17 protein-coding genes are annotated in these 18,823 nt (G+C 58.9%); 6 read left to right on the top strand and 11 right to left on the bottom strand.

Annotated features, from left to right (window positions below):
• Positions 1–2: 2 nt before the first annotated feature.
• The gene (locus V5N47_RS10355) at positions 3–773 is read right to left on the bottom strand and encodes a hypothetical protein (RefSeq protein WP_338727328.1); all 771 of its coding nucleotides are present in this window, start codon (positions 771–773) and stop codon (positions 3–5) included.
• A 285-nt stretch (positions 774–1,058) separates the two neighbouring features.
• Positions 1,059–1,646, bottom strand: coding sequence for a hypothetical protein (locus tag V5N47_RS10350; protein WP_338727327.1), 588 nt, complete (start codon positions 1,644–1,646; stop codon positions 1,059–1,061).
• A gap of 385 nt (positions 1,647–2,031) precedes the next feature.
• On the opposite strand from V5N47_RS10350, the gene V5N47_RS10345 reads away from it, so the two are divergent.
• Positions 2,032–2,949, top strand: coding sequence for an NAD-dependent epimerase/dehydratase family protein (locus V5N47_RS10345; protein WP_338727326.1), 918 nt, complete (start codon positions 2,032–2,034; stop codon positions 2,947–2,949).
• Here the strand turns inward: V5N47_RS10345 and V5N47_RS10340 are convergent, their stop codons facing one another.
• The 3 genes from V5N47_RS10340 to V5N47_RS10330 form a co-directional block, all read right to left on the bottom strand.
• Positions 2,950–3,927 carry a TIGR00269 family protein gene (locus tag V5N47_RS10340; RefSeq protein WP_338727324.1) on the bottom strand — a complete coding sequence of 326 codons (978 nt, stop codon included), beginning with the start codon at positions 3,925–3,927 and terminating at the stop codon, positions 2,950–2,952. It abuts the gene before it with no gap.
• 50 nt (positions 3,928–3,977) lie between these two features.
• On the bottom strand, positions 3,978–5,891 hold the full coding sequence (locus V5N47_RS10335; protein ID WP_338727322.1) for an ATP-binding protein: 1,914 nt from the start codon (positions 5,889–5,891) through the stop codon (positions 3,978–3,980).
• A 112-nt stretch (positions 5,892–6,003) separates the two neighbouring features.
• Entirely contained in the window at positions 6,004–9,120 is a 3,117-nt protein-coding gene (locus tag V5N47_RS10330; protein ID WP_338727321.1) for a PAS domain S-box protein, read from the bottom strand.
• Positions 9,121–9,204: 84 nt separating this feature from the next.
• Here V5N47_RS10330 and V5N47_RS10325 point away from each other — a divergent pair, with 84 nt between their 5' ends.
• Together V5N47_RS10325 and V5N47_RS10320 are read left to right on the top strand one after the other, a co-directional pair.
• Positions 9,205–9,855: a hypothetical protein gene (locus tag V5N47_RS10325; RefSeq protein ID WP_338727319.1), complete on the top strand. Its 651-nt coding sequence runs from the start codon at positions 9,205–9,207 to the stop codon at positions 9,853–9,855.
• Positions 9,856–9,898: 43 nt separating this feature from the next.
• Positions 9,899–10,513, top strand: a complete 615-nt coding sequence (locus V5N47_RS10320) for a plastocyanin/azurin family copper-binding protein (protein WP_338727317.1) — start codon at positions 9,899–9,901, stop codon at positions 10,511–10,513.
• A 1-nt stretch (position 10,514) separates the two neighbouring features.
• Here the strand turns inward: V5N47_RS10320 and V5N47_RS10315 are convergent, their stop codons facing one another.
• A complete protein-coding gene (locus tag V5N47_RS10315; protein WP_338727315.1) occupies positions 10,515–11,300 on the bottom strand; it encodes a class I SAM-dependent methyltransferase in 786 nt (261 codons plus the stop codon).
• Entirely contained in the window at positions 11,301–12,143 is an 843-nt protein-coding gene (locus V5N47_RS10310; protein WP_338730290.1) for a deoxyribonuclease IV, read from the bottom strand.
• Positions 12,144–12,253: 110 nt separating this feature from the next.
• Here V5N47_RS10310 and V5N47_RS10305 point away from each other — a divergent pair, with 110 nt between their 5' ends.
• Complete coding sequence (locus V5N47_RS10305; protein WP_338727314.1) at positions 12,254–12,787, top strand: peroxiredoxin; 534 nt, start codon at positions 12,254–12,256, stop codon at positions 12,785–12,787.
• 24 nt (positions 12,788–12,811) lie between these two features.
• Here the strand turns inward: V5N47_RS10305 and V5N47_RS10300 are convergent, their stop codons facing one another.
• Positions 12,812–13,627, bottom strand: a complete 816-nt coding sequence (locus V5N47_RS10300) for a biotin/lipoate A/B protein ligase family protein (RefSeq protein WP_338727313.1) — start codon at positions 13,625–13,627, stop codon at positions 12,812–12,814.
• Between the two features lie 318 nt (positions 13,628–13,945).
• On the opposite strand from V5N47_RS10300, the gene V5N47_RS10295 reads away from it, so the two are divergent.
• Positions 13,946–14,854 (top strand): serine/threonine-protein kinase RIO2, encoded by a 909-nt coding sequence (locus V5N47_RS10295; protein WP_338727311.1) that lies wholly within the window; start codon positions 13,946–13,948, stop codon positions 14,852–14,854.
• A 386-nt stretch (positions 14,855–15,240) separates the two neighbouring features.
• Here the strand turns inward: V5N47_RS10295 and V5N47_RS10290 are convergent, their stop codons facing one another.
• On the bottom strand, positions 15,241–15,429 hold the full coding sequence (locus V5N47_RS10290) for a DUF1328 family protein (RefSeq protein ID WP_338727308.1): 189 nt from the start codon (positions 15,427–15,429) through the stop codon (positions 15,241–15,243).
• 363 nt (positions 15,430–15,792) lie between these two features.
• Here V5N47_RS10290 and V5N47_RS10285 point away from each other — a divergent pair, with 363 nt between their 5' ends.
• Positions 15,793–16,380, top strand: coding sequence for a 50S ribosomal protein L15e (locus V5N47_RS10285; protein WP_338727306.1), 588 nt, complete (start codon positions 15,793–15,795; stop codon positions 16,378–16,380).
• A gap of 25 nt (positions 16,381–16,405) precedes the next feature.
• Here V5N47_RS10285 and V5N47_RS10280 read toward each other — a convergent pair whose 3' ends face one another.
• Entirely contained in the window at positions 16,406–17,671 is a 1,266-nt protein-coding gene (locus V5N47_RS10280; RefSeq protein WP_338727304.1) for an MFS transporter, read from the bottom strand.
• Complete coding sequence (locus V5N47_RS10275; protein ID WP_338727302.1) at positions 17,672–18,766, bottom strand: MBL fold metallo-hydrolase; 1,095 nt, start codon at positions 18,764–18,766, stop codon at positions 17,672–17,674.
• Positions 18,767–18,823: the final 57 nt, after the last annotated feature.

The raw sequence follows: 18,823 nt of genomic DNA, 5'->3' as shown, positions 1-18,823 counted from the left end.
AGCTACGGGATAACCACTCCGAACGAACCGAGGAAGCTCGCAATCAATGCCCGGAAGAAGTTCCCAATTACGGCGACCCACGAGCCAACGTCACCCGGAGACCGGTGGTCGCTGTCTCGACCCTTGTCTTTATCTTTACCCTTGTTTTTCTCTCCGTCTCCCGCACCATCGGCGTCCTCGTCCTCGCTTGGAATCGTCACGTCGAAGTCGAATACGTTCGACTCGTCGGTTTTCCCGCCGTCGGCGGAAACGACGAGTTGACTCTCGTAGGATCCTTGCTTGAAGGCGTTTGCGTCCATCGAAATCTCGTATTCATACGCAAGCTCCGTATCGTAGCCATAGCCGTACCCATAGCCGTAGCCGTACCCGAAGCCCGGTTCGGGGCGCTTGATGGGTGTGATTTCGAGTGTGTTCGCAACTCGTCTGACGTGGATGCGGTTGTCAACCGTTCCGCGCTCTGGGGAGATGTCGAGGACGGTACCGTTTGGAGCGAACGTCACCGTGACCGTTTTTTCTGGACTCTCTGTCGGCCAAATCGTATAGGTGAACTCGTTTGGCGAGAACTCGTCGCTCGGGCGGATATCGACGTCAGCCTTGACGGTGAGACGTTCGTTGGTGTCAACCTCATTCGGGCCGTGAAGAACGGTGTTGAGGGCTCCCGCTGGTGTGGCCGCTACCACGAGCGAGACGAGCAAGCCTGCGGTGATGACAAGCGCCAGCACTTCACGTCTGTTCGCAGACACTACCCGAGAGAGGAGGGCTATGCGTGACATACGGCCTCCTCACTGCGCCGTCTCCGAAGGCGAGTGGGATTGGCGGCTACCCACTGATGAAACGTGCCTGTACGCTGGATTTCTGCGGACGGTGTGACCGGAAAAATCGTACTGCTGGGCGTGGCTGAGTTTAATTTCATAGCATGTAAGTTGTGATAGCATAAGTGTAGACATCCATATTATTATCTAGAGAAAAATTTTAAATTAACTGAGGAGTGTTGCAAGAAATGTGCCGATGTTCACGTAAAGAACGCCTGTTCACAAACTGAACACGAGGCGCAGGAGTTATTCAGCGGAGACCGATGGTTCGCGTGCCCGTTCGCGGTAGGCGTCGTACAGCTCATTGCCCCACTCAATGGCGTCGACTTGGTTGTTTTGGACGACGCCGCGGAGCGAGCCATCGTCGTAGACGACGAGACAGAGTTGGGGGGTCGGCTCGTCGATGAGGATGAGCCCGTACGGGAGCGTTTCGTCGGTCACAAACACGGTGAGGCCCATCGAAAGCGCCTCATTGAGTTGCTCTGGCCACGTTTCGGCAAGGTAGTCGAACACGTTCGGTGAAATGATGAGTTCTGCATCCAGCAGGTCTTCGGTCACCTTCTCGTGAAAGAGCGAGACGTACCGGCCGACGACGACGGGGGAGAAGCCTCGAATTTTGGTCGCGTCCTTGACAATAGATTCGATTTCGGCGATTGGCTTTTCCGGCGCGAACGACACGGCCCTCGTAAACGTCGCGTCCTGAAACACGCGTCCAGAGAGGTGAGATGGGTCGTCGAGGGAGGGAATCAGATCCCGGTTTTCGTGGAGAGCGTCCGTTTCTGCGATGTACGACTGGTACTGGTCGAAAAAAAGGCTCCCGTAACTCGTAAGCACATATCCACGTGGAGTCTCTGTGACGACTTCGTGCTCAATCAGTTGTTTCAAACAGCGATGGACGGTCGGACGGGAAACTGAAACAGTATCCGTCAGCGTCCGTATATCGACTGGCCCAGCCCGTATTGCCGCGACCACATCGTCTCGCCGAAGAAGAAGGCGTAACAACTCCTTCATTTTAGTCATAGTATCTGATATTCATATTACCCAAAGTAGTTATCGGAAATAATTGATTTGTTATAATAAATTTCGAGAACAGTTCAAAGTCTTTCATAATACTGGGTGAAATAACATATTTGCTAGATTTGTCAGACGAGCGCGTGACGGTGGTATGACTTTCCGACACCCATACAATTATATACCTATAATTTTCGAGAGTATGAGTATGGAAAACAAGCGCGTGCTCGTGACGGGCGGGGCCGGGTTCATCGGCTCGAACCTCGCAAACTATCTTGCAACTGACAATGAAGTCGTCGCGGTCGATGACTGTTATCTGGGCACCCCGGAGAACCTCGATTCGTCGGTTGAATTCGTCGAAGCCAGTGCTCTCGACGACGATTTACCGACCGACGTGGACGCCGTGTTCCACCTCGCCGCCTTGTCGTCGTACACGATGCACGAGGGGGATCCGGTAGCGGGTGCACGCGTGAACGTTGAAGGATTCGTCAACGTAGTAAACCAAGCGCGTCTCGACGGGTGTGACACGGTGGTGTACGCTTCGACGTCCTCGATTTACGGCAACCGAACCGAACCCTCCCCCGAGTCGATGAGTGTGTCCGCTCGCACTGGGTACGAAGCGTCGAAACTTGCCCGTGAACGCTACGGTGAGTACTTCTCCCACCACTATGGGATGACGCTCGCAAGCATGCGGTTTTTCTCGGTGTATCAGGGTTACGGCGGGGCAGAAGAGCACAAAGGCGAGTATGCCAACCTAATCGCCCAGTTCGCAGACGATATTGCGAATGGTGAGGCCCCGGTCATTTACGGTGACGGCACCCAAACTCGGGACTTCACCCACGTCTCTGACATTGTCCGCGGCCTCGAACTCGCCGCAGACCACGAACTTGACGGCATCTACAACCTCGGCACGGGCGAGAGCTACACCACCAACACCCTCGTCGAGAAACTAAATCAGACGCTTGGGACGAGCGTCGAACCCGAGTACATCGAGAATCCCATCTCCGAGGACGTGTACGTCCACGACACGATGGCAGACAGCTCGAAGATGAAGGCAGAAACCGGCTGGGAACCAGCCATCACCTTCGAAAAGGGGCTGGGTCTCGTCTGTGCGCAGTACCAGTAATCAGACAGCGTTCACGGCTTCAACGAGCTTGCACTTGCGACACACCGTCCGGGTCGTCGCCGCACCACAGCGTTCGCATTCGACTAAATTCGTCTGTTCGTCACCCTCGCCATCCTCGCGGTACTCGTTTGCGGCGATGGCGGCGAGTTCTTCGTAACCAGCCATAATCGAGTGGCGCGTGCCGGGGTGGTTGGACTCTAAGTTGAGGAGGAGTTGTTGAATTTCGCCGCGGAACGCTTCCGAGGAGTGGGGACATTCGGTGATGTGGGCGGGGAGGTTTTTGACGTGCGCGTAGAGGGCGACTTCCTTTTCGGGGATGTCGCGCAGCGGCTTTGCGCGCGGGATAAAGTGGTCTGAGTCCCCGCGTTCGTCGAAGCTACCGAGACTCGCATCGAAGTGTTTTGCGACCTGTCGCACGTCGCCTTCTAAGATGTTCATGAGCGCGGTCTGGGCTTCGTCGTCGAGGTTGTGCCCAGTCAGGAGTTTGGTCGCACCGTATTCTTCTGCGTACTTAGAGAGCAGGTCGCGGCGAAACACCCCACAGTAGGCACACGCGGCCATGTTCTCGGGGTCTTTCTCGACCACGTCGTCCATTTTGAGGTCGAACTCGTCTTCGTAGGTGACGACCTCGTGGCGCAAGTCGAGGTCTTCTGCGAGTTCAACACAGGCGTCGAGGCTGGCGTCGCGGTAGCCCTCGATTCCTTCGTGAATCGTGAGCGCAATCATCTCGATGCGCGGGTCGTTGTTGAACGTCTCATCGAGAATTGAGGTGAGCACGACGCTGTCTTTCCCACCGGAAAGCCCGATAACCCACGTCTCTGGGTTCTCTGGCGTGGCCGAGCGCGGAACGAGCGAATCCTCCCGAATCCGGCGACGGACCCGCTTTTCGACCGACTGGCAGAAGTGGTCTTCACAGAGGTGCCCCCCGGAGTACGCCGCGTGCATGACGGCATCACGGTCGCACTTGTCGCATTCCATTGAGCGAGGATTACGGAGCGGAGCGTATCACCGTTTCGTCTCGAACAGACTCAGCGCTCTGCAGTCGCCACGAGCGGGAGTGTAATACAGAAGAGTGCGCCGGTTGGCTCGCGGTCTTTGACGACGACCGAACCGCCGTACTGCGTGACCATCGTGTCGATGAAAAACAGGCCAAAGCCTGTGCCGGACGTTTTCGCGTGGCCGGTCACACCGCGCCGGAAGATGCTCTCTTTGTGGGCGTCTGGAACGCCCGGGCCGTTGTCGCCGATGTGGACGGTCACCTCGTCATCTGCTGGGTTTGGCGCTACGAACACCTCGACGAACGGATTCTCGCCATAGTTGTGCTCGATGGCGTTCGTGAGGACGTTGCCGAACACCTCCGAGAGAAAATGATTCGCCTCGACGGTCACATCGGCGGGGATGTCAACCGAGAACTGCACTTCAGGGTACGTCATGCGTATTCGGTCGAGTTCGGCTTCGAGTACGGCAGAGAGATTCACGTCCTCGCTAGTTTCGAGGTCGTCGCCGGTCAGGACGCTGAGTACGCCTCGGACGTGCGTGACGAGGTCCGTGATGTCGGTACACCAGCGAACAATCGTCTCTGCGTGGCGCTGCTGGTCGCCGGAAAGCTCAGTCGAGAGCGTGTCAGCACGACTGTTTATCACCATCATCCCGTTCAGGATGTCGTGGCGCAGCAGGCTGTTCAGGAATTCGAGCTGGTCGTTTTTGATGGTGAGTGCGTGCTCGCGGTCTGCCCGTTCGAGGGCAACTTCTGCGTTCGCGGCGAGCAGGCGGGCGATGCGCTCGTCTATCTCGTCGAAGGCGTTGGTGCGCATCGAACCGATGTTGAGCACGCCGAAGGTTCCGAGTGGCACGATCATCTCGCTTCGAATCTTGGTGTTCGGATTGGCACGCGCCTGCTCTGTCCCGAGGTCTTCGATGATGCGAAGCTCTTGGCGCTTGAATGCGTCCCACGAGAGGCTTGGGTCGTCTGCGCTGTAGGACGGAAGGGTTTCGATTATAATGTCTGAGACATCGGTTTTCGCTTCGGGTTCGAGGCGGTCTGTTTTGGCATCATACAGCCAAATCGCAGACAGTGGCATCGAAAGCACGTTGTGTGACGCATCGACCACCAGCGTACAAACCTCGTGAATCGTTTCTGCTTGCATCATCTCGCGAGTCACCGCGTGGAGTTCCTCTACACTGTGTTCGTATCGGAGGTGGTCTGAAACGTCGCGAATGGCGGCGATGTGTCTGCCATCAGAGAGCCGATTGAGGGCGACTTCCTGTGGAAACTCCGTTCCGTCTGCTCGCTGTGCGGGCACTGTCCCGAACCAAGTACCCGACTGTTCGAGCGTCGGCACGACTTCGTCGTAGATGTACTGTTCAGTCTCGTCGTCATAGAGCATTGTCCAGTGTTCGGAGATGAGTTCGGCTTCGTCATAGCCGAGGATATCAGTGTACGACGGGTTTACGAAGATGTAATTGCCGTCTTCATCGAGCAGTGAAATGCCGTCCATCACCGAGTCGATGATGCGGGTTGCGAGGTTTGCTTCGTCGCGCTTGACGCGGCCAATAACGTTGTAGTAGCCCGCAATACTTCCGCCAAAGCCACCGAACGATGTGCTTGCGACCAACAGAAAACCCGCGCTGTTGGGGTCGAGCCCAGCCGTGGTGACGAGATAGTACGCCCAAAGACCGAGCAGTCCAAAGAGACTCATCGACCCAAGACACCACAGGACGATGCTGGTTTGATAGCGCGATTCGAGGTCGCTTTGGGTGAGCCACCCGCCAAAGAATATCAACCCACCCGAAAGCAAGAGCGGCATCACGTACGACGAGAAATTTGAGACAGTCGGCCCGAGCGACGTGAAGATACTAAAGAGGGTGAGAGCGACGAAGAAACATCCAAGGAAGATAATGAGTAGCGGCTGCCAGCGGCGACGGGATACAGTAGCGGACATTCGACTAGCGGACAGAACATCAGCGTGGAGATGTGATTAACTTTGTTGTTGATATGTCTGGATGGTTGAACTACCGGTGAACACGAGCTTCGAATTGACAACCGGTGGAGAGTTAGACGTTCGGCGAACCGGTTGCGAGCGGGAACGTGATGACGAACACAGCACCGGTCGGGTGGTTGTCTTCGACGTGGACAGAACCACCGTACTGAGAAACCATCGTATCCACGAAAAACAGGCCAAAACCGCTCCCTGCTGACTTGACGTGGCCCGTCGTGTCGCGCCGGAAGATGGCTTCTTTTTGCGCATCCGGCACGCCCGGGCCGTTGTCTGCCACGCGAACCATCGCCGTCTGGTCGTCCGTGGTAACTGAAACGGCGATGTATGGGTCGTCGCTAGCGTTGTGTTCGACGGCGTTCGAGACGACGTTTCCGAGTACCTCAGAGAGCAGGTCGTTTGCCCTAACGATGACACCGTCCGGGACGGAGACGGAAAATTCGATGTCAGGGTACGTAGACCGGACGCGGTCTACTTCACTCACGAGCACCTGAGAGAGGTTGATCGATTGCAGTTCGATGGGCGCAGACCCGGCGAACACATCGAGCATCGCGCGGACGTGTTGGACGAGGTCGATAATAGTGACACACCAGCGGTCGATGGTGTCTGCGTGGCGTTTTTCGTCGTCCGAAAGCCGCTCGGAGAGCAGTTGTGCCCGCGATTGAATCACGACCATGCCGTTCAAGATGTCGTGGCGCAGCAGGCTGTTCAAGAACTCAAGCCGGTCGTTTTGTTGTTCGAGTTCGGCTTCGTGTTTGGCACGGCCAAGCGCCGTTTCCGTGTTGGCTGCGAGGATTCGGGCGAGTGAGACGTCGGTTTCGTCGAACGCGGCTGGCTCGAACGAGGCGATGTTGAGCACGCCGTACTCACCGAGCGGGATGATGAGTTCGCTTCGCATTTTTGTGTCCGGATTGTAGCACGCAGTTTCCGTGCGCACGTCGTCAAACGCATACCAAGTGCCGGTCTCGTAAGCCTCCCACGAGAGACTCTGGCCGTCTGCGGTGAACGTGGGCTGGCCGGGAACGAACGCGTCGACAGCAGAGAGCCACGCGGCCGGTTCGAGTTTCGTTCTGGTCTCGTCTGCGAGCCACACCCCACACAGCGGGAAGTCGAGCACGTTCTGTGCGGTCGCGATGGCCGCCTCCGCGACTGCCTGCTCGTTGGTGGTCGCAACCATCGTCCGCATCTCGCGCTGGAGTTTCTCGATTGCCTGCTCGTGCGTGATGCGGTCGAACACGGTTCGCATACTGCGCGTGAGAATGTCCACGAGATAGCGGTTCGTCTGTGAAAGCTGCTCGCGGGTTTCGGACGCAATTCCGAGGAGGCCGTAGTCACCAATCGGGGCGTACAACACACTCCCGAGTTGGAGTGGGAGCCGGTGTTCTGCGGGAATCGTTTGGTAATCTTCGATGAGTTCGATTTCGCCGCCTTTGAACACCCGATGTTGGAACATGCCTTCGTTGATGGTGGCTTGGTCGAGCGAGAGCCCGTTTCGGTTGAGCATGGCGTAGGTCGTGTCAGAGCCGTGGGTGGGGACGAGACGGTCTTCGTCCTCGTCGTACGACCAATAAATCGCCATCGGATAGTCGATAATCGACTGGCTGATGTCCACAACCGACTCGATGATGGCATCTTTGTCGCGTTCGGTGCCGAACGAGAGCGTCGCCTCTTGGAGCAGCTTCACTCGGCGTTCTGCGTCTTTGCGCTCGCTTATGTCTCTGACGACGCACACGAATTCGCCGTTTTCGAGCGCATTGAGCGAGAGTTCTTGGTCGAACCGAGAGCCATCGCGTCGCAAGCCAACGGCTTCTCCTTGCCACTGGCCCGTCTCGGACAGCGTTGGGATGGCGTCTTCGTACAAGCGTTCGAGTTCGGCGGTGCTGTACAGCGCCTCCCACGACATTCCGAGCAGGTCGTCAGGGTTGTCGTAGCCGTAAAGGGCTGCGTGAGCGTGGTTCAGATAGACGAACGTGCCGTCTTCGTCGACGACGGCCATCCCATCAAGCGCGTTGTCCATCGCCGTGGCTTGGACGTCCAGTTGCCGTTCGCGCTCTTTTCGCTCCGAATTATCCGAAATCGCGCCGATGAACTGGCGGTCCTCGACGTAATCGTCGAAGGCGACGCTGAGCGGGACTTCGTGGCCGTCGCGGTGGAGGCCGGGAAGTTCGACGTGCGTCTGCTCGAAGTTGTGGTCATCGGATTCGAGGTAGCGTTTAATACCAGAGAAGTGGGCTTCTTGGTGCCTGTCAGGAATCAACATCGTCAGCGACTCGCCAACGATTTCATCGACCTCGTAGCCGAGCGTTTCTGCGAACTGGTCGTTCGAGTACTGAATGACGCTGTGTTCGTCAATCGTGATGACCCCGATGGGTGCGTTTTCGGTGAGCGCTCTGAACTGGGCACGCTCTGCTTGCAACGCCTCTCGATATGCAGTGTGTTCTGAGATGTCGCGTGCCACAGCCACGGTGTCACCGTTGTCCGTTCGGTTGAGCGAGAGTTCGATGGGAAATGCCGTCCCGTCTTGTCGCCGCCCTTCGATTTCTCCGTGCCATTTGCCCGTTTCCATCAGCGACTCACTGATGCGGTTGTCGGACAACATCGAATCCGCTGTGAGCTGGGGCGAGTTCCACTCGTTTCCGAGCAGCGTCGACTCGTCTTCAAGTCCAAACATGCCGAGGAATGACTGATTAGCCGACACGTACCGCCCCGACGCGTCGAACACTGCAACGCCGTCCATCGTCGCATCGACCGCCTGTTCGATGCGGTTGGCCAACTCGCGGTGTTCTTCTTTGCGGACGTCGAAAAAGCCAACCGCTGCGCCCGAAACGCCACCAACGGCGAGTTGGACGAGACTTTGCTCAAGCGCTTCCGTGAGTGGGATGCCTTCGGCGACGCTGTGATACGTCGTCCACGCGCTCACGAGCGCGAGAAGGACGATTCCCGCGAGCGACCAGAGCGCAACCCGCGCAGTTTGCGAAGGTGCTAATGGGCCGTGCCAAAGCCAGATACCAAAGCCAATGAGACAACTGGCGAGAAACAGTGGGAGCAGAAGCTCAATCGGCCGCGTGAAGGTGTTTGCAAACCCCAAAAGTCCGAACGAGAGTCCAACGAGAAGCGCACCAACGAGTGACACGCTCCAGTTTTTGCCCCCTCGCCACACCGCAGACCCAATCATACTAACATATTATCAATTGATGATAAGAAAGTATACCCGCTCACCAGAAGCAATCGTTTTGCGCCCGCGCCTGCAAGACGGGACATGGAATTAGACCGCACAACAGCGGTTTCCCGCGTCGAACGCCTCGTCGAAACGGTCGAGTCGGAGACGATGCCGGTTCCCGTGCGCGAAATCTGGGTGTACGGCGACCTCGCTCTCGGCCTCGACCCCGTAGAGCGCCTCGACATCTATCTCAAAAAAGACCTGCTCTTTCACGGTGACGACAGCCGCGAAGCCGAGTTCCGGCGCGAATACGGCGTCAAAGGCGTTGGCCAAACCGTGAGTCTCGACTGGGCAGAAACGTATCCAGAACACATCCGCGCGAACGATAACGGCCACGTCGCCCCCGAGAAGTGTCTCGCTGCCCACCTCGTCGACGCAGACGAGCCAATCCATCTCGAAGTGTGCAACTCCGGGTTCGAGAACAACGTCACCCAACGCCTGCGCGGGGCGATGGCCCGCGAGGCCTACGAGCAGATTTTAGACCCGCGCGGGGCGGCGCTCTGGATTGACGGCAACCGGGCTACGGATGCCTTCGACAAGCTGCGAAACGGCGAGTACGTCTTCCCGACGCTCGCGGGTGCACTCGAAATGCTCGGGATGGACGACGGAGAAGCAGAAACCGCCGCAGACGTCGTGCGGGACTATCGTGCCAGCCAGCAAGGGGCATCGGTACGCGGTGACGTGGTCTGACGGCCGCAACACGTTTTAGGTTCGTCTCCCGTTTTCTTTCACAATGACTGACCTGACTCGCCGCAGATTGGTACAGCTCACGGGAGCTGGCCTGACCCTCTCACTCGCAGGCTGTACGTCTGGCAGCAGCGGAGACGACGAGACGACCACGAGCACGACCACGCAATCTGGCGATGAGACGACCACGGCAGAAACCACGACCAAAGCGCCAACTCCGGAAGACCCGACCGAGCCACAGTCGAGTGCGACCGTCGAGATGTGGACCGAAGGCGACTCGACCGGTTACCGGCCGGACATCATCTGGGTCGAAAAGGGCGCAACCGTGAAATGGAAGCAGGTGAGCGGCGTCCACTCGACGACCGCCTACCACGTAGAGTACGACCAGCCAACCCGCATCCCAGACGAGGCAGAACCGTGGGACAGCGAAGTGCTCACGGACGAAGGGATGGAGTTCGAACACACCTTCGAGGTCGAAGGGGTTTACGACTACTTCTGTACGCCCCACGAGAAGGTGGGGATGCTTGGAACCGTCATCGTCGGTACTCCGTCGCCGGAGGGACAGCCCGGTCTCGAACCGCCACAGGACATGCTCCCCGAAGCGGCGGTAGAGAAAATCAAAGCACTGAACGAGCGCACCAAGGCGATTCTCAACGGCTGATTCAGACGCGCCCGACAGTGACGTAAAACGGCACCGTCTCGCTTTTTCCGTACGTTTCCGTCTGCATCTGTGTGATAGCGTCGCGGCCCATCTCGCGCCACGCCTCGCGGAGGGCTTCAAACGCCTCGGCCGAGAGGTCACCGGCGAGCAGCTCCTCGCGGTTTTTCGAGAGTCCCGAGCCGAGCGCTTTGCGCTTTGCGTCCTCTAATTCGTGGGGTTCGTAGGGTGGCGACACCGTCCGAACGTGGTCGTACTGCACGGTCGAAACGTCGGTGAAACCAGCCGCTTCGAACAGGTTTGCTGCGCCCGCGCCGAGTGTCACGTCCGTGTTTACGCCCGCCAAATAGTGCTTACGCGCAGTTGTGGCCAGTTTCGCCTCTGACTCGACAGTTGACTCAATGGTCACCGCCCCGTTGTCCGGTTCGATGGCGGCGACGAGGTCGCTCGACACCCGGCCGAACTCACGAACCGCCGCGGCCGGGTCGGGGAGGTTGATGAGCAGGGCTTGACAGACGACGAGGTCGAAGGTATTGTCTGCAAACGGCAGCGAAAGCGCATCGCCGCGGACGGCTGGGCCAGAGAGATGGGCAAGCAGGTCGGGGTCGCGGTCGACGCCGACGACCTCGCCGGGCGACGTCGCTTCGAGTACTGTCGTCAACTCACCCGTGCCACAACCGACGTCTAAGATGCGCCTGCGGTTCGGGAGCTCGAGTCCCGCAAGTGCAGTCGTGTCGTCCCACATGCCGCGGCGCGTCTCGCGGAGGTACTCGGCCCCGAAGCGCCGCATCTAGTTGCGGAGTTCTTTGACGCGATTGATGTTCCACTCGAAGCCCTTGCCGTCTTCGGTCGGGGTTTCGAGCACGAGCGGCACGTCCGCGAGGTCGGGGTGGTTGATGAACGCGCGCATGCCGTCTTCGCCAATCAGCCCCTCACCGATGAGTGCGTGTTCGTCCTTGTTCGTCCCGCAGGCGTGTTTCGAGTCGTTCAGGTGGACGCATTTGAGGTGTTCTAAGCCAACAATCTCGTCGAGTTCTTCGATGGTTTCGTAGACGCCTTCCTCGGTCGAGAGGTCGTAGCCCGCCGCGAAGGCGTGAGCCGTGTCGAGGCAGATGTCGAGGTTCTGGTCTGAGTGTTCGAGGACGTAGGCGAGGTGTTCGAAATCGCCGCCGAGTTTCGTCCCGCTGCCCGCGTCGCTCTCGATGAGGACGGTAACGCTCTCTGGAATGTCGAGTTCCGAGAGCGCGGAGACAGCGTTTTCGAGGCCGCCTTCGACGCCCGCACCGGTGTGTGCACCGAGATGGACGTTTACGTACTCGATGTCGAGTTGCGCGGCCGCATCGACTTCCTCCTGCATGCTGTCTACGGATTTCTGGCGAAGGCCGTCTTTCGGGGTACAGAGGTTCACGAGATACGAGGAGTGGATGACCCACGGTCCGGACAGCTCGGAGTCGGTCTGTTCTTTGAACAGCGCGGCTTCCTCGTCGCTAATATCTGGGTTTTGCCAGACCTGTGGGGAGTGGGTGAAAATCTGTCCGCAGTTGCCGCCGAAGGCAACCTGCCTGAAAACGGCGTTCGCGATGTTGTCGTGTGGCGGTTTTTCCGGGTCACTCGACACTTTCGAACTCGACATAGAAACGTGTGCTCCGACTCGCATACCCGTCTTTTTTCGTAGAAGAGCAAAGGAGCTTCGAACCCTGCGGCGACCCAAGTGTATACATACATTCAGACCTATCAAAATTCATGACTGGAGAACGAGGGTTGGCTGTGGGGGCTCGGGCACCGGAATTCACCGCCCCATTGGTCACCGCAGACGGCTCAATAGAACCGACTGAACTCGCGACGTTACTCGAAGACCGACCCGTCTTGCTCGCGTTCTACACCAACGACTTCACGCCGGACTGTATCAGCGAGTGGTGTGCCTTCCGCGATTACGACTGGTTTGCAAGCGGCGAGCGGGTGCAGGTCGTCGGCGTGAGCAAATCTCGACCAGCGACCCACCGACGGTTCATCGACAAACTCGGCCTCTCGTTTCCGCTGTACTCCGATGCAGACCTCTCGATTGCAGAAGCCTACGACGTGAAATACCGCACGTTCAAAGTGATTCCGCGCGCCCACCGGTCGTGTTTCCTCATCGACCAAGACGGCATCATCCGCTACCGGTGGATTGCGGAGAACGCCATCGACCCGACGCTCGATACGCCGCCGCTCGCAGAACTTCACGAGGCGGTCGCAGAACACGTTGGCGAACTCGAAAACGAGACGTTTGGCTTCTAATTCGAAAGCAGGTCGATTCGGTTTCTATTTCGACAGCGGATCCGTTCGGTTTCTGTTCCACGCCTCCGAGGCGAACTTCTCGTCCGCTCGCTCGCGTGCACGGTCAATTTCGTCTTGGGTCCACGTTCCTTCTTCAGCCTGTGTCCACGCGCCGAGGGCGTCTTCGAGTGCAGTGACGGCGTCCGTGCGCGAAAGGCCCGTCAGTTCGTGAATCGACGTGATACGTCGTTGTACGTCTCCGGGTGTCAAGTCAGGGTCTGCAAACACCCCGAGATGGGTCTTTGCGTCGAGGTCGTACTTGAGCGAGCCGTGTTGGATGATGGCATCGCGGCGACGGTACTGCGCATTCCCACTAATTTTTCGCCCTTCGGCAACCACGTCGTGGGCCGGGTGGAGGTCACGCAGGTAACACGATGGCTTGTAGAGCGAAGGCTGAGGTTCGTCTGCGAAGTGTGCAGAGACGCCCATCTCTGTGAAGGCGGAGAACACCGGCGTACAGAGTAGCTCGTAGGTCTCCATCAAGTCGCCCGGTAGTTCTGCGGCTGGAGCAGTAATCGAGTACGAGATGTCGGTGTATTCACCGTGGTAGATGCCGCCGCCACCAGTTGGTCTGCGGGTGACCGAGATGCCTTCGCGTTCACAAAACGCCCAATTCACGGAGTCGGAGTCTTGTCTGTAGCCGAGCGAGAGCGTACTCGGCTTCCACTGATAGACGCGTACCGTTCGCGGCCCGCCCGCGGCTGCCGTCTCCGCGGCGATTTCGTCGAGTGCCATGTTCATCGGGCCGTCCCACGCTTCTTCCCGGATGAGCCGCCACTCCCGGTCTGCGAGGTCAGTCATAGTCGAGATGGGCAGGCCGGAGAGAAAGGCGTTGCGTCGCTCGGAGAACGTGGCGAAGGTAATGGCTGAAAGCCGTGTGGAAGACGGCTTTCGCTCGGGCCCCGAAAACCCACCGTCTCAGGCGACCCGTATCGAACCCACGTGTGTCACTCAGTAACAACTGGTGCATGAATGCTCATGCAGTATTTACACACGAGAAGTCACGAGCGCGAGGGTCGTTGTTGGTCAACACCCCGATTCGATATCTCAGCATACGATTTATCGACTCGTTTCGGTCACTCGCCGAACTTTTAGCCACCGACCCGCTAGCACCCGGTAATGGTCAGAAACGTCGCGCCAGAGATGGCGAGCCTCGAACCCGAGGACTTCTATCTCCTCTCGGGTATCGAACACGGGATGCGCTTTAGCAAGTGGGTCAACCGGGAGAAGCTTCCCGAGTTTTCAAACCTCACCGAAAAGGAGGTTGACTACCGAATCGACCGGTGTCACGACCGCGAGTTGATAGAGCGAAAGACCCAGCAGTACGAAGGCTACCGACTGACGTTCGAAGGGTACGATGCGCTCGCGCTTCGCACCTTTTCAGAGCGCGATACCATCCGTGGCTTTGGCGCACCCTTGGGGGTTGGAAAGGAAAGTGACGTCTATGAAGTGCAGTCGTACAAACCACTCGCGCTCAAATATCACCGTGAGGGCTTTACGAATTTTCGCGAGGTGCAAAAAGAACGCGACTACACCGCCGACAACCAGCACGTTTCGTGGCAGTACACCGCGCGCAAGGCTGCAGAACGCGAATACGACGTGCTCTCCACCCTGTACCCAGACGTGCGCGTCCCCCGCCCCATCGACCACAACCGCCACGCCATCATCATGGACAAAATCGACGGGGTCGAACTCTCACGGGCCGCCCTCGAACCCGAACAGGTGGTCCCCGTCCTCGACCTCATCGTAGGAGAAATGCAGGGAGCCTACGAACGGGGGTACGTCCACTCAGATATGAGCGCGTACAACGTGTTCGTCGGCAAAGAGGGGATCACGATTTTCGACTGGCCACAGGCGGTGGCGACCGACCACGACAACGCCCCCGAGTTGCTCGCGCGCGACGTGAAGAATATCGTCCAGCACTTCCAGCAGAAGTACCCCCAGCAGGTACGCCGCGAGCTGGACGTACAGGCGATTGTCGACGCGGTAGTCGCCGGTGAGTTCGAGACGGTCGAAGCGGCAGCCTGAGCACAGCCTATTTTTGAATTTGCCGATAGATTGCGTTTCAGCCCGTGAGCGACGCGAATCTGCGTGAGAATTACCGAACGGATAAACCATATTCTGCAATAGGAAATTGGAGTGGCTGCTTGCGAGTGCAGGCAGAAGTCTCGTCTACCGCGCCTCGAAACAGCGGGGCGGGGATCGGGGAGTTGCCACACGACAGGTGACGCGCTTGTCTGGCGAGACGGGTTGCAAAGTGCGTTTTGAGAGGGGCACTTGCGTCCGCGACCGAGGGGGCGCGTACCACCTCTCGCTGGATTGTCCGTCGAGTAACGGCTGTGTTTTGACGATGAGCGTGACACGCTCGCGAAGAACGCTCAGTTACGTGTATGGCCGAAAAAACAAAACGGCCGTCACAGGATGAGCGCGATGATGGCGAGAATAATGAAAATCGCAATGAAGATTTTTGCGATTTCCATGGTAATCCCCGCAATACCGCGCGCGCCTACGACGGACGCGATAATCGCCAACACGAAGAACAGCAGGGCATACTGGAGGAACTGGCCGGAGAACGCCTGTATCGGCGTGAATAACTCCAACATGTTAGTTCACCTCAGCGTGACCGAGCTGGTGTGCGGGCAAGTCGCCATCTGCGCCGAGTAGTTCTGGCACCATGGCACTTGCATCTCTGCTGTCGATGGCCTTTGTTAAGCGGGTGCAAAGCACGCCAAAAAACTGACCTTACGTCCGACGTAAGCCGTGAAACGGTCTGCAACGAACGGCGAAGTCGAAGGCCTTAAGCGGTAAAAGGGCAGAACTCGCAAACGAACTCGCTGGACGACACGGGCACCAGCGGGCACCTGTGAACTCAGGTCGGAATGTGGCCTGCGAGACGCACAGTCTCGAACTGCACGGCATCACGCCGTCGAGATGGCTGAACCACGCAACGCCCGTGGAGCAAACCCATGGCAAAAAGCTTCTACTCTCACATCCGAGACGCATGGAAAACCCCTGGGGACGGCAAACTCGCCGACCTGCAGTGGGAACGAAAACAAGACTGGCGCAAACAGGGCGCAATCGAGCGCATCGACCGCCCAACCCGCCTCGACAAAGCCCGCAACCTCGGCTACAAGGCAAAGCAGGGCATTGTCGTCGTGCGCATCAGCGTCCGCAAAGGCAGCGCCCGCAAACAGCGCCACAAAGCGGGTCGCCGCTCGAAGCGCCAGGGCGTAAACCGCATCACGCGCAAGAAGTCCATCCAGCGCATCGCAGAGGAACGCGCATCGACGAAGTACCGCAACATGCGCGTGCTCAACTCCTACTGGGTCGGGGAAGACGGCCGCCAGAAATGGTTCGAAGCAATCCTCGTTGACCCGGCACACCCAGCCATCCAGAACGACGACGACTTGAACTGGATCTGCGACGACAACCACAAAGGACGCGCCTACCGCGGACTCACCGGCGCAGGGAAGTCCAACCGTGGCCTCGGCAAGCGCGGCAAGGGTACGGAACACACCCGTCCGTCCATCCGCGCTGGCCAGAAGCGCGACTAAACCAACTCGGCAGTTTTTCGATTTTTCACTCCTCGGTGACTGGCGAGCCCGTCGAACGAGACGCGTGTGTGCCAAATTCAGGATGCGTCTCGCGCATCCAGAAGCTGGCAACACCACCCGAGAGGAACATCGCACCGGCGACCATCACGAAGGCCGTCTGCAGGCCAAACGCGTCTGCGGTGACGCCGATAAGGATTGCACCAAAAGCGTAGCCCGCGTCGCGCCACATCCGGTAGACGCCGAGTCCCGTAGCGCGCCACGTCGGGTGGGCAGCGTCGCCGACGACGGTGATGAGGGTGGGGTAGAGCAGCGCCATCCCGACCCCTGTGACGCCAGCGGTGACAATCCACGGCCAGTACCCCGTGACGAACGCCGTGGCGAGGACGCCACCGCCCGCGACGAACATACCGGCGATGACCGGAATCCGACGCCCGATGTCGTCTGCGAGTTTGCCGGTGTACAGTTGGAGGACGCCCCAGACGCCGCCGTAAACGCCGACGACGACCCCAACCTGTGCAACGCTGAGGCCGTTTGCGGTGAGATACAGCGGGTAGGCAATCCACACGAGGGCGTCCACGAACTTCTCGACGCTGCCGGCTTGGGCGGCCGCAAACAGCGTGCGGTCGCCCCACGTCGCGCGTTTTAACACCGCTCTGAACGGGAGGTGTTCGCCCGCGTCACTCGCGTCGGCTTCTGCTTGCGCGTAGGGTAAGGTCTCCTCGACGAAGAGAATCGCCACAAGCAACGCGAGGACGATGACACCTGCGAGGAAATAAAACGGCGCGGGCTGCAGTCCGTACTCGGCGGCGATGACGCCGGTAATCCACGCACCGAGGGCAACCCCAGTGTAGCCAAACGCCTCGTCTAAGCCAACGGCGGTGCCGCGGGCGTTCGCTCCTGCGAGGTCGATTTTTGCGTTCACGCTCATGCTCCACGCGAGCCCCTGGTTGACCCCGAGGAGAACGTTTCCGAGCGTTATCCACCACCAGTTTGGGGCGTAGATGAGGATGAGCGGGATGGGGAGGGCAACCAGCCACCCGGCGATGAGAATTGGGCGACGGCCGTACGTCTCAGACCACTTTCCGCCGTAGAGGTTGAGGAGTGCTTTGACGAAGCCAAAGCTCACGACAAACGAGCCGATAATGGCGAGCGATTCAACCCCGAACACGTCACGGCCGAGGAGGGGAACGACGTTCCGTTCTGCACCAATCGTGAGACCAACGGCGAACACCGTCAATAACTGGAGGGCAAACTGCCCTCGATTTTCGCGGATACCGTGGATGAGCGCCATTTAGTTCGACGCGCAGTTGTTCGGGCCGAGTTCTAAGTCTGCCGCTTGCTGAGTGAGCGGCTCTTTGCCCGTGTTGATGGCCTTGATTTGGTTGTAGTTGTTCGGCGTGTCGGGCAGGTCTGCAAGGATGGTTTCGACGAACTCGGCTTTGTCTGCGACACCGAACAGGTCGTTTCGCGCGCGAATCGCCGCGATGGTGTCTGCGACCGGGCGGATGGTTTCGTTGCTGAAGTGACCCGGGTACACCATCGTGTCGTCAGGGAGTGCGTTGAGCCGGTCGAGGCTATCAAACAGGAGGTTCGCGCCCTCTTTGGCCTCGTCTGCGCCGCCTTCTAAGTCGGGACGGCCCACGCTGCGGACGAACAGCGTATCGCCTGCGAGGATAGCGCCATCGAGGCGGAGCACCACACTGCCGCGGGTGTGGCCGGGCGTCTCCCAGACTTCGAGGTCGCTGTTGCCAACGGCGATGGTGTCGCCTTCCGCGACCGGGGTGTACCCCGAGAGGTCGTGGGCGTCGGTCTCAGCGAGGTAGTAGGGTACTTCGAGATACTCGCTAAAGCGCGGCCCGCTGCTGATGTGGTCAGCGTGGGCATGGGTGTCGAGGACGCCGACGATGTCGAGGTCGTGGTTGTCTGCGAACTGCTGGTAAATCTCGGCGTGGAGGGCGGGGTCTACGACGAGTGCCTCGCCGTCGTCTGCATACACGTACGAGAGACACCCCGTTCCCGGGCGAACGATTTGGGTGAGTCCGGCCACGTCGGTGTCGTAGGGTTCGTACACGGTTCCCCACCCGCGCATGCCGCCTTCCATCGACTTTGCGTCGTAGCCTTCATCGCGCAAGACCGCAGCGGCCTTCTGGGAGACGATGCCCGCGATACAGACGGTGGCGATTTCTGTACCCTCTGGGATCTCGTTGAGGCGGCTTCGCAGTGCCTCAGTTTGCCCGGCGCTCAGCGAGTTGTACACCGGGATGTTGTGGCTCCCTTCGATGTGCCACTCCTCGTACTCGTCCCGATTTCGAATGTCGAGGACGTGCAGGCTGTCGCCCCCGTCACGGAGTCGTGCGCTGACTTCCGACGGCGTGATATTGGACATTGTGTACACAACTATTCCCCGAAGCGCAATAACGTGTTGGGCGACCACGAGCACAGG

The sequence above is a fragment of the Haladaptatus sp. DJG-WS-42 genome (assembly GCF_037198285.1).
Lineage (GTDB): Archaea > Halobacteriota > Halobacteria > Halobacteriales > Halococcaceae > QDMS2.
The sequence above is the reverse complement of the archived record's forward strand: the minus strand, read 5'-3'. Positions and strand labels throughout refer to the sequence as shown.

Coding starts and splice junctions, on each gene's coding strand:
- V5N47_RS10295 (WP_338727311.1), top strand. CDS start 13,946: ATGGTCAGAAACGTCGCGCCAGAGATGGCGAGCCTCGAACCCGAGGAC.
- V5N47_RS10280 (WP_338727304.1), bottom strand. CDS start 17,671: ATGGCGCTCATCCACGGTATCCGCGAAAATCGAGGGCAGTTTGCCCTC.
- V5N47_RS10290 (WP_338727308.1), bottom strand. CDS start 15,429: ATGTTGGAGTTATTCACGCCGATACAGGCGTTCTCCGGCCAGTTCCTC.
- V5N47_RS10310 (WP_338730290.1), bottom strand. CDS start 12,143: ATGTCGAGTTCGAAAGTGTCGAGTGACCCGGAAAAACCGCCACACGAC.
- V5N47_RS10330 (WP_338727321.1), bottom strand. CDS start 9,120: ATGATTGGGTCTGCGGTGTGGCGAGGGGGCAAAAACTGGAGCGTGTCA.
- V5N47_RS10285 (WP_338727306.1), top strand. CDS start 15,793: ATGGCAAAAAGCTTCTACTCTCACATCCGAGACGCATGGAAAACCCCT.
- V5N47_RS10345 (WP_338727326.1), top strand. CDS start 2,032: ATGGAAAACAAGCGCGTGCTCGTGACGGGCGGGGCCGGGTTCATCGGC.
- V5N47_RS10320 (WP_338727317.1), top strand. CDS start 9,899: ATGACTGACCTGACTCGCCGCAGATTGGTACAGCTCACGGGAGCTGGC.
- V5N47_RS10315 (WP_338727315.1), bottom strand. CDS start 11,300: ATGCGGCGCTTCGGGGCCGAGTACCTCCGCGAGACGCGCCGCGGCATG.
- V5N47_RS10275 (WP_338727302.1), bottom strand. CDS start 18,766: ATGTCCAATATCACGCCGTCGGAAGTCAGCGCACGACTCCGTGACGGG.
- V5N47_RS10355 (WP_338727328.1), bottom strand. CDS start 773: ATGTCACGCATAGCCCTCCTCTCTCGGGTAGTGTCTGCGAACAGACGT.
- V5N47_RS10300 (WP_338727313.1), bottom strand. CDS start 13,627: ATGACTGACCTCGCAGACCGGGAGTGGCGGCTCATCCGGGAAGAAGCG.
- V5N47_RS10325 (WP_338727319.1), top strand. CDS start 9,205: ATGGAATTAGACCGCACAACAGCGGTTTCCCGCGTCGAACGCCTCGTC.
- V5N47_RS10335 (WP_338727322.1), bottom strand. CDS start 5,891: ATGTCCGCTACTGTATCCCGTCGCCGCTGGCAGCCGCTACTCATTATC.
- V5N47_RS10340 (WP_338727324.1), bottom strand. CDS start 3,927: ATGGAATGCGACAAGTGCGACCGTGATGCCGTCATGCACGCGGCGTAC.
- V5N47_RS10305 (WP_338727314.1), top strand. CDS start 12,254: ATGACTGGAGAACGAGGGTTGGCTGTGGGGGCTCGGGCACCGGAATTC.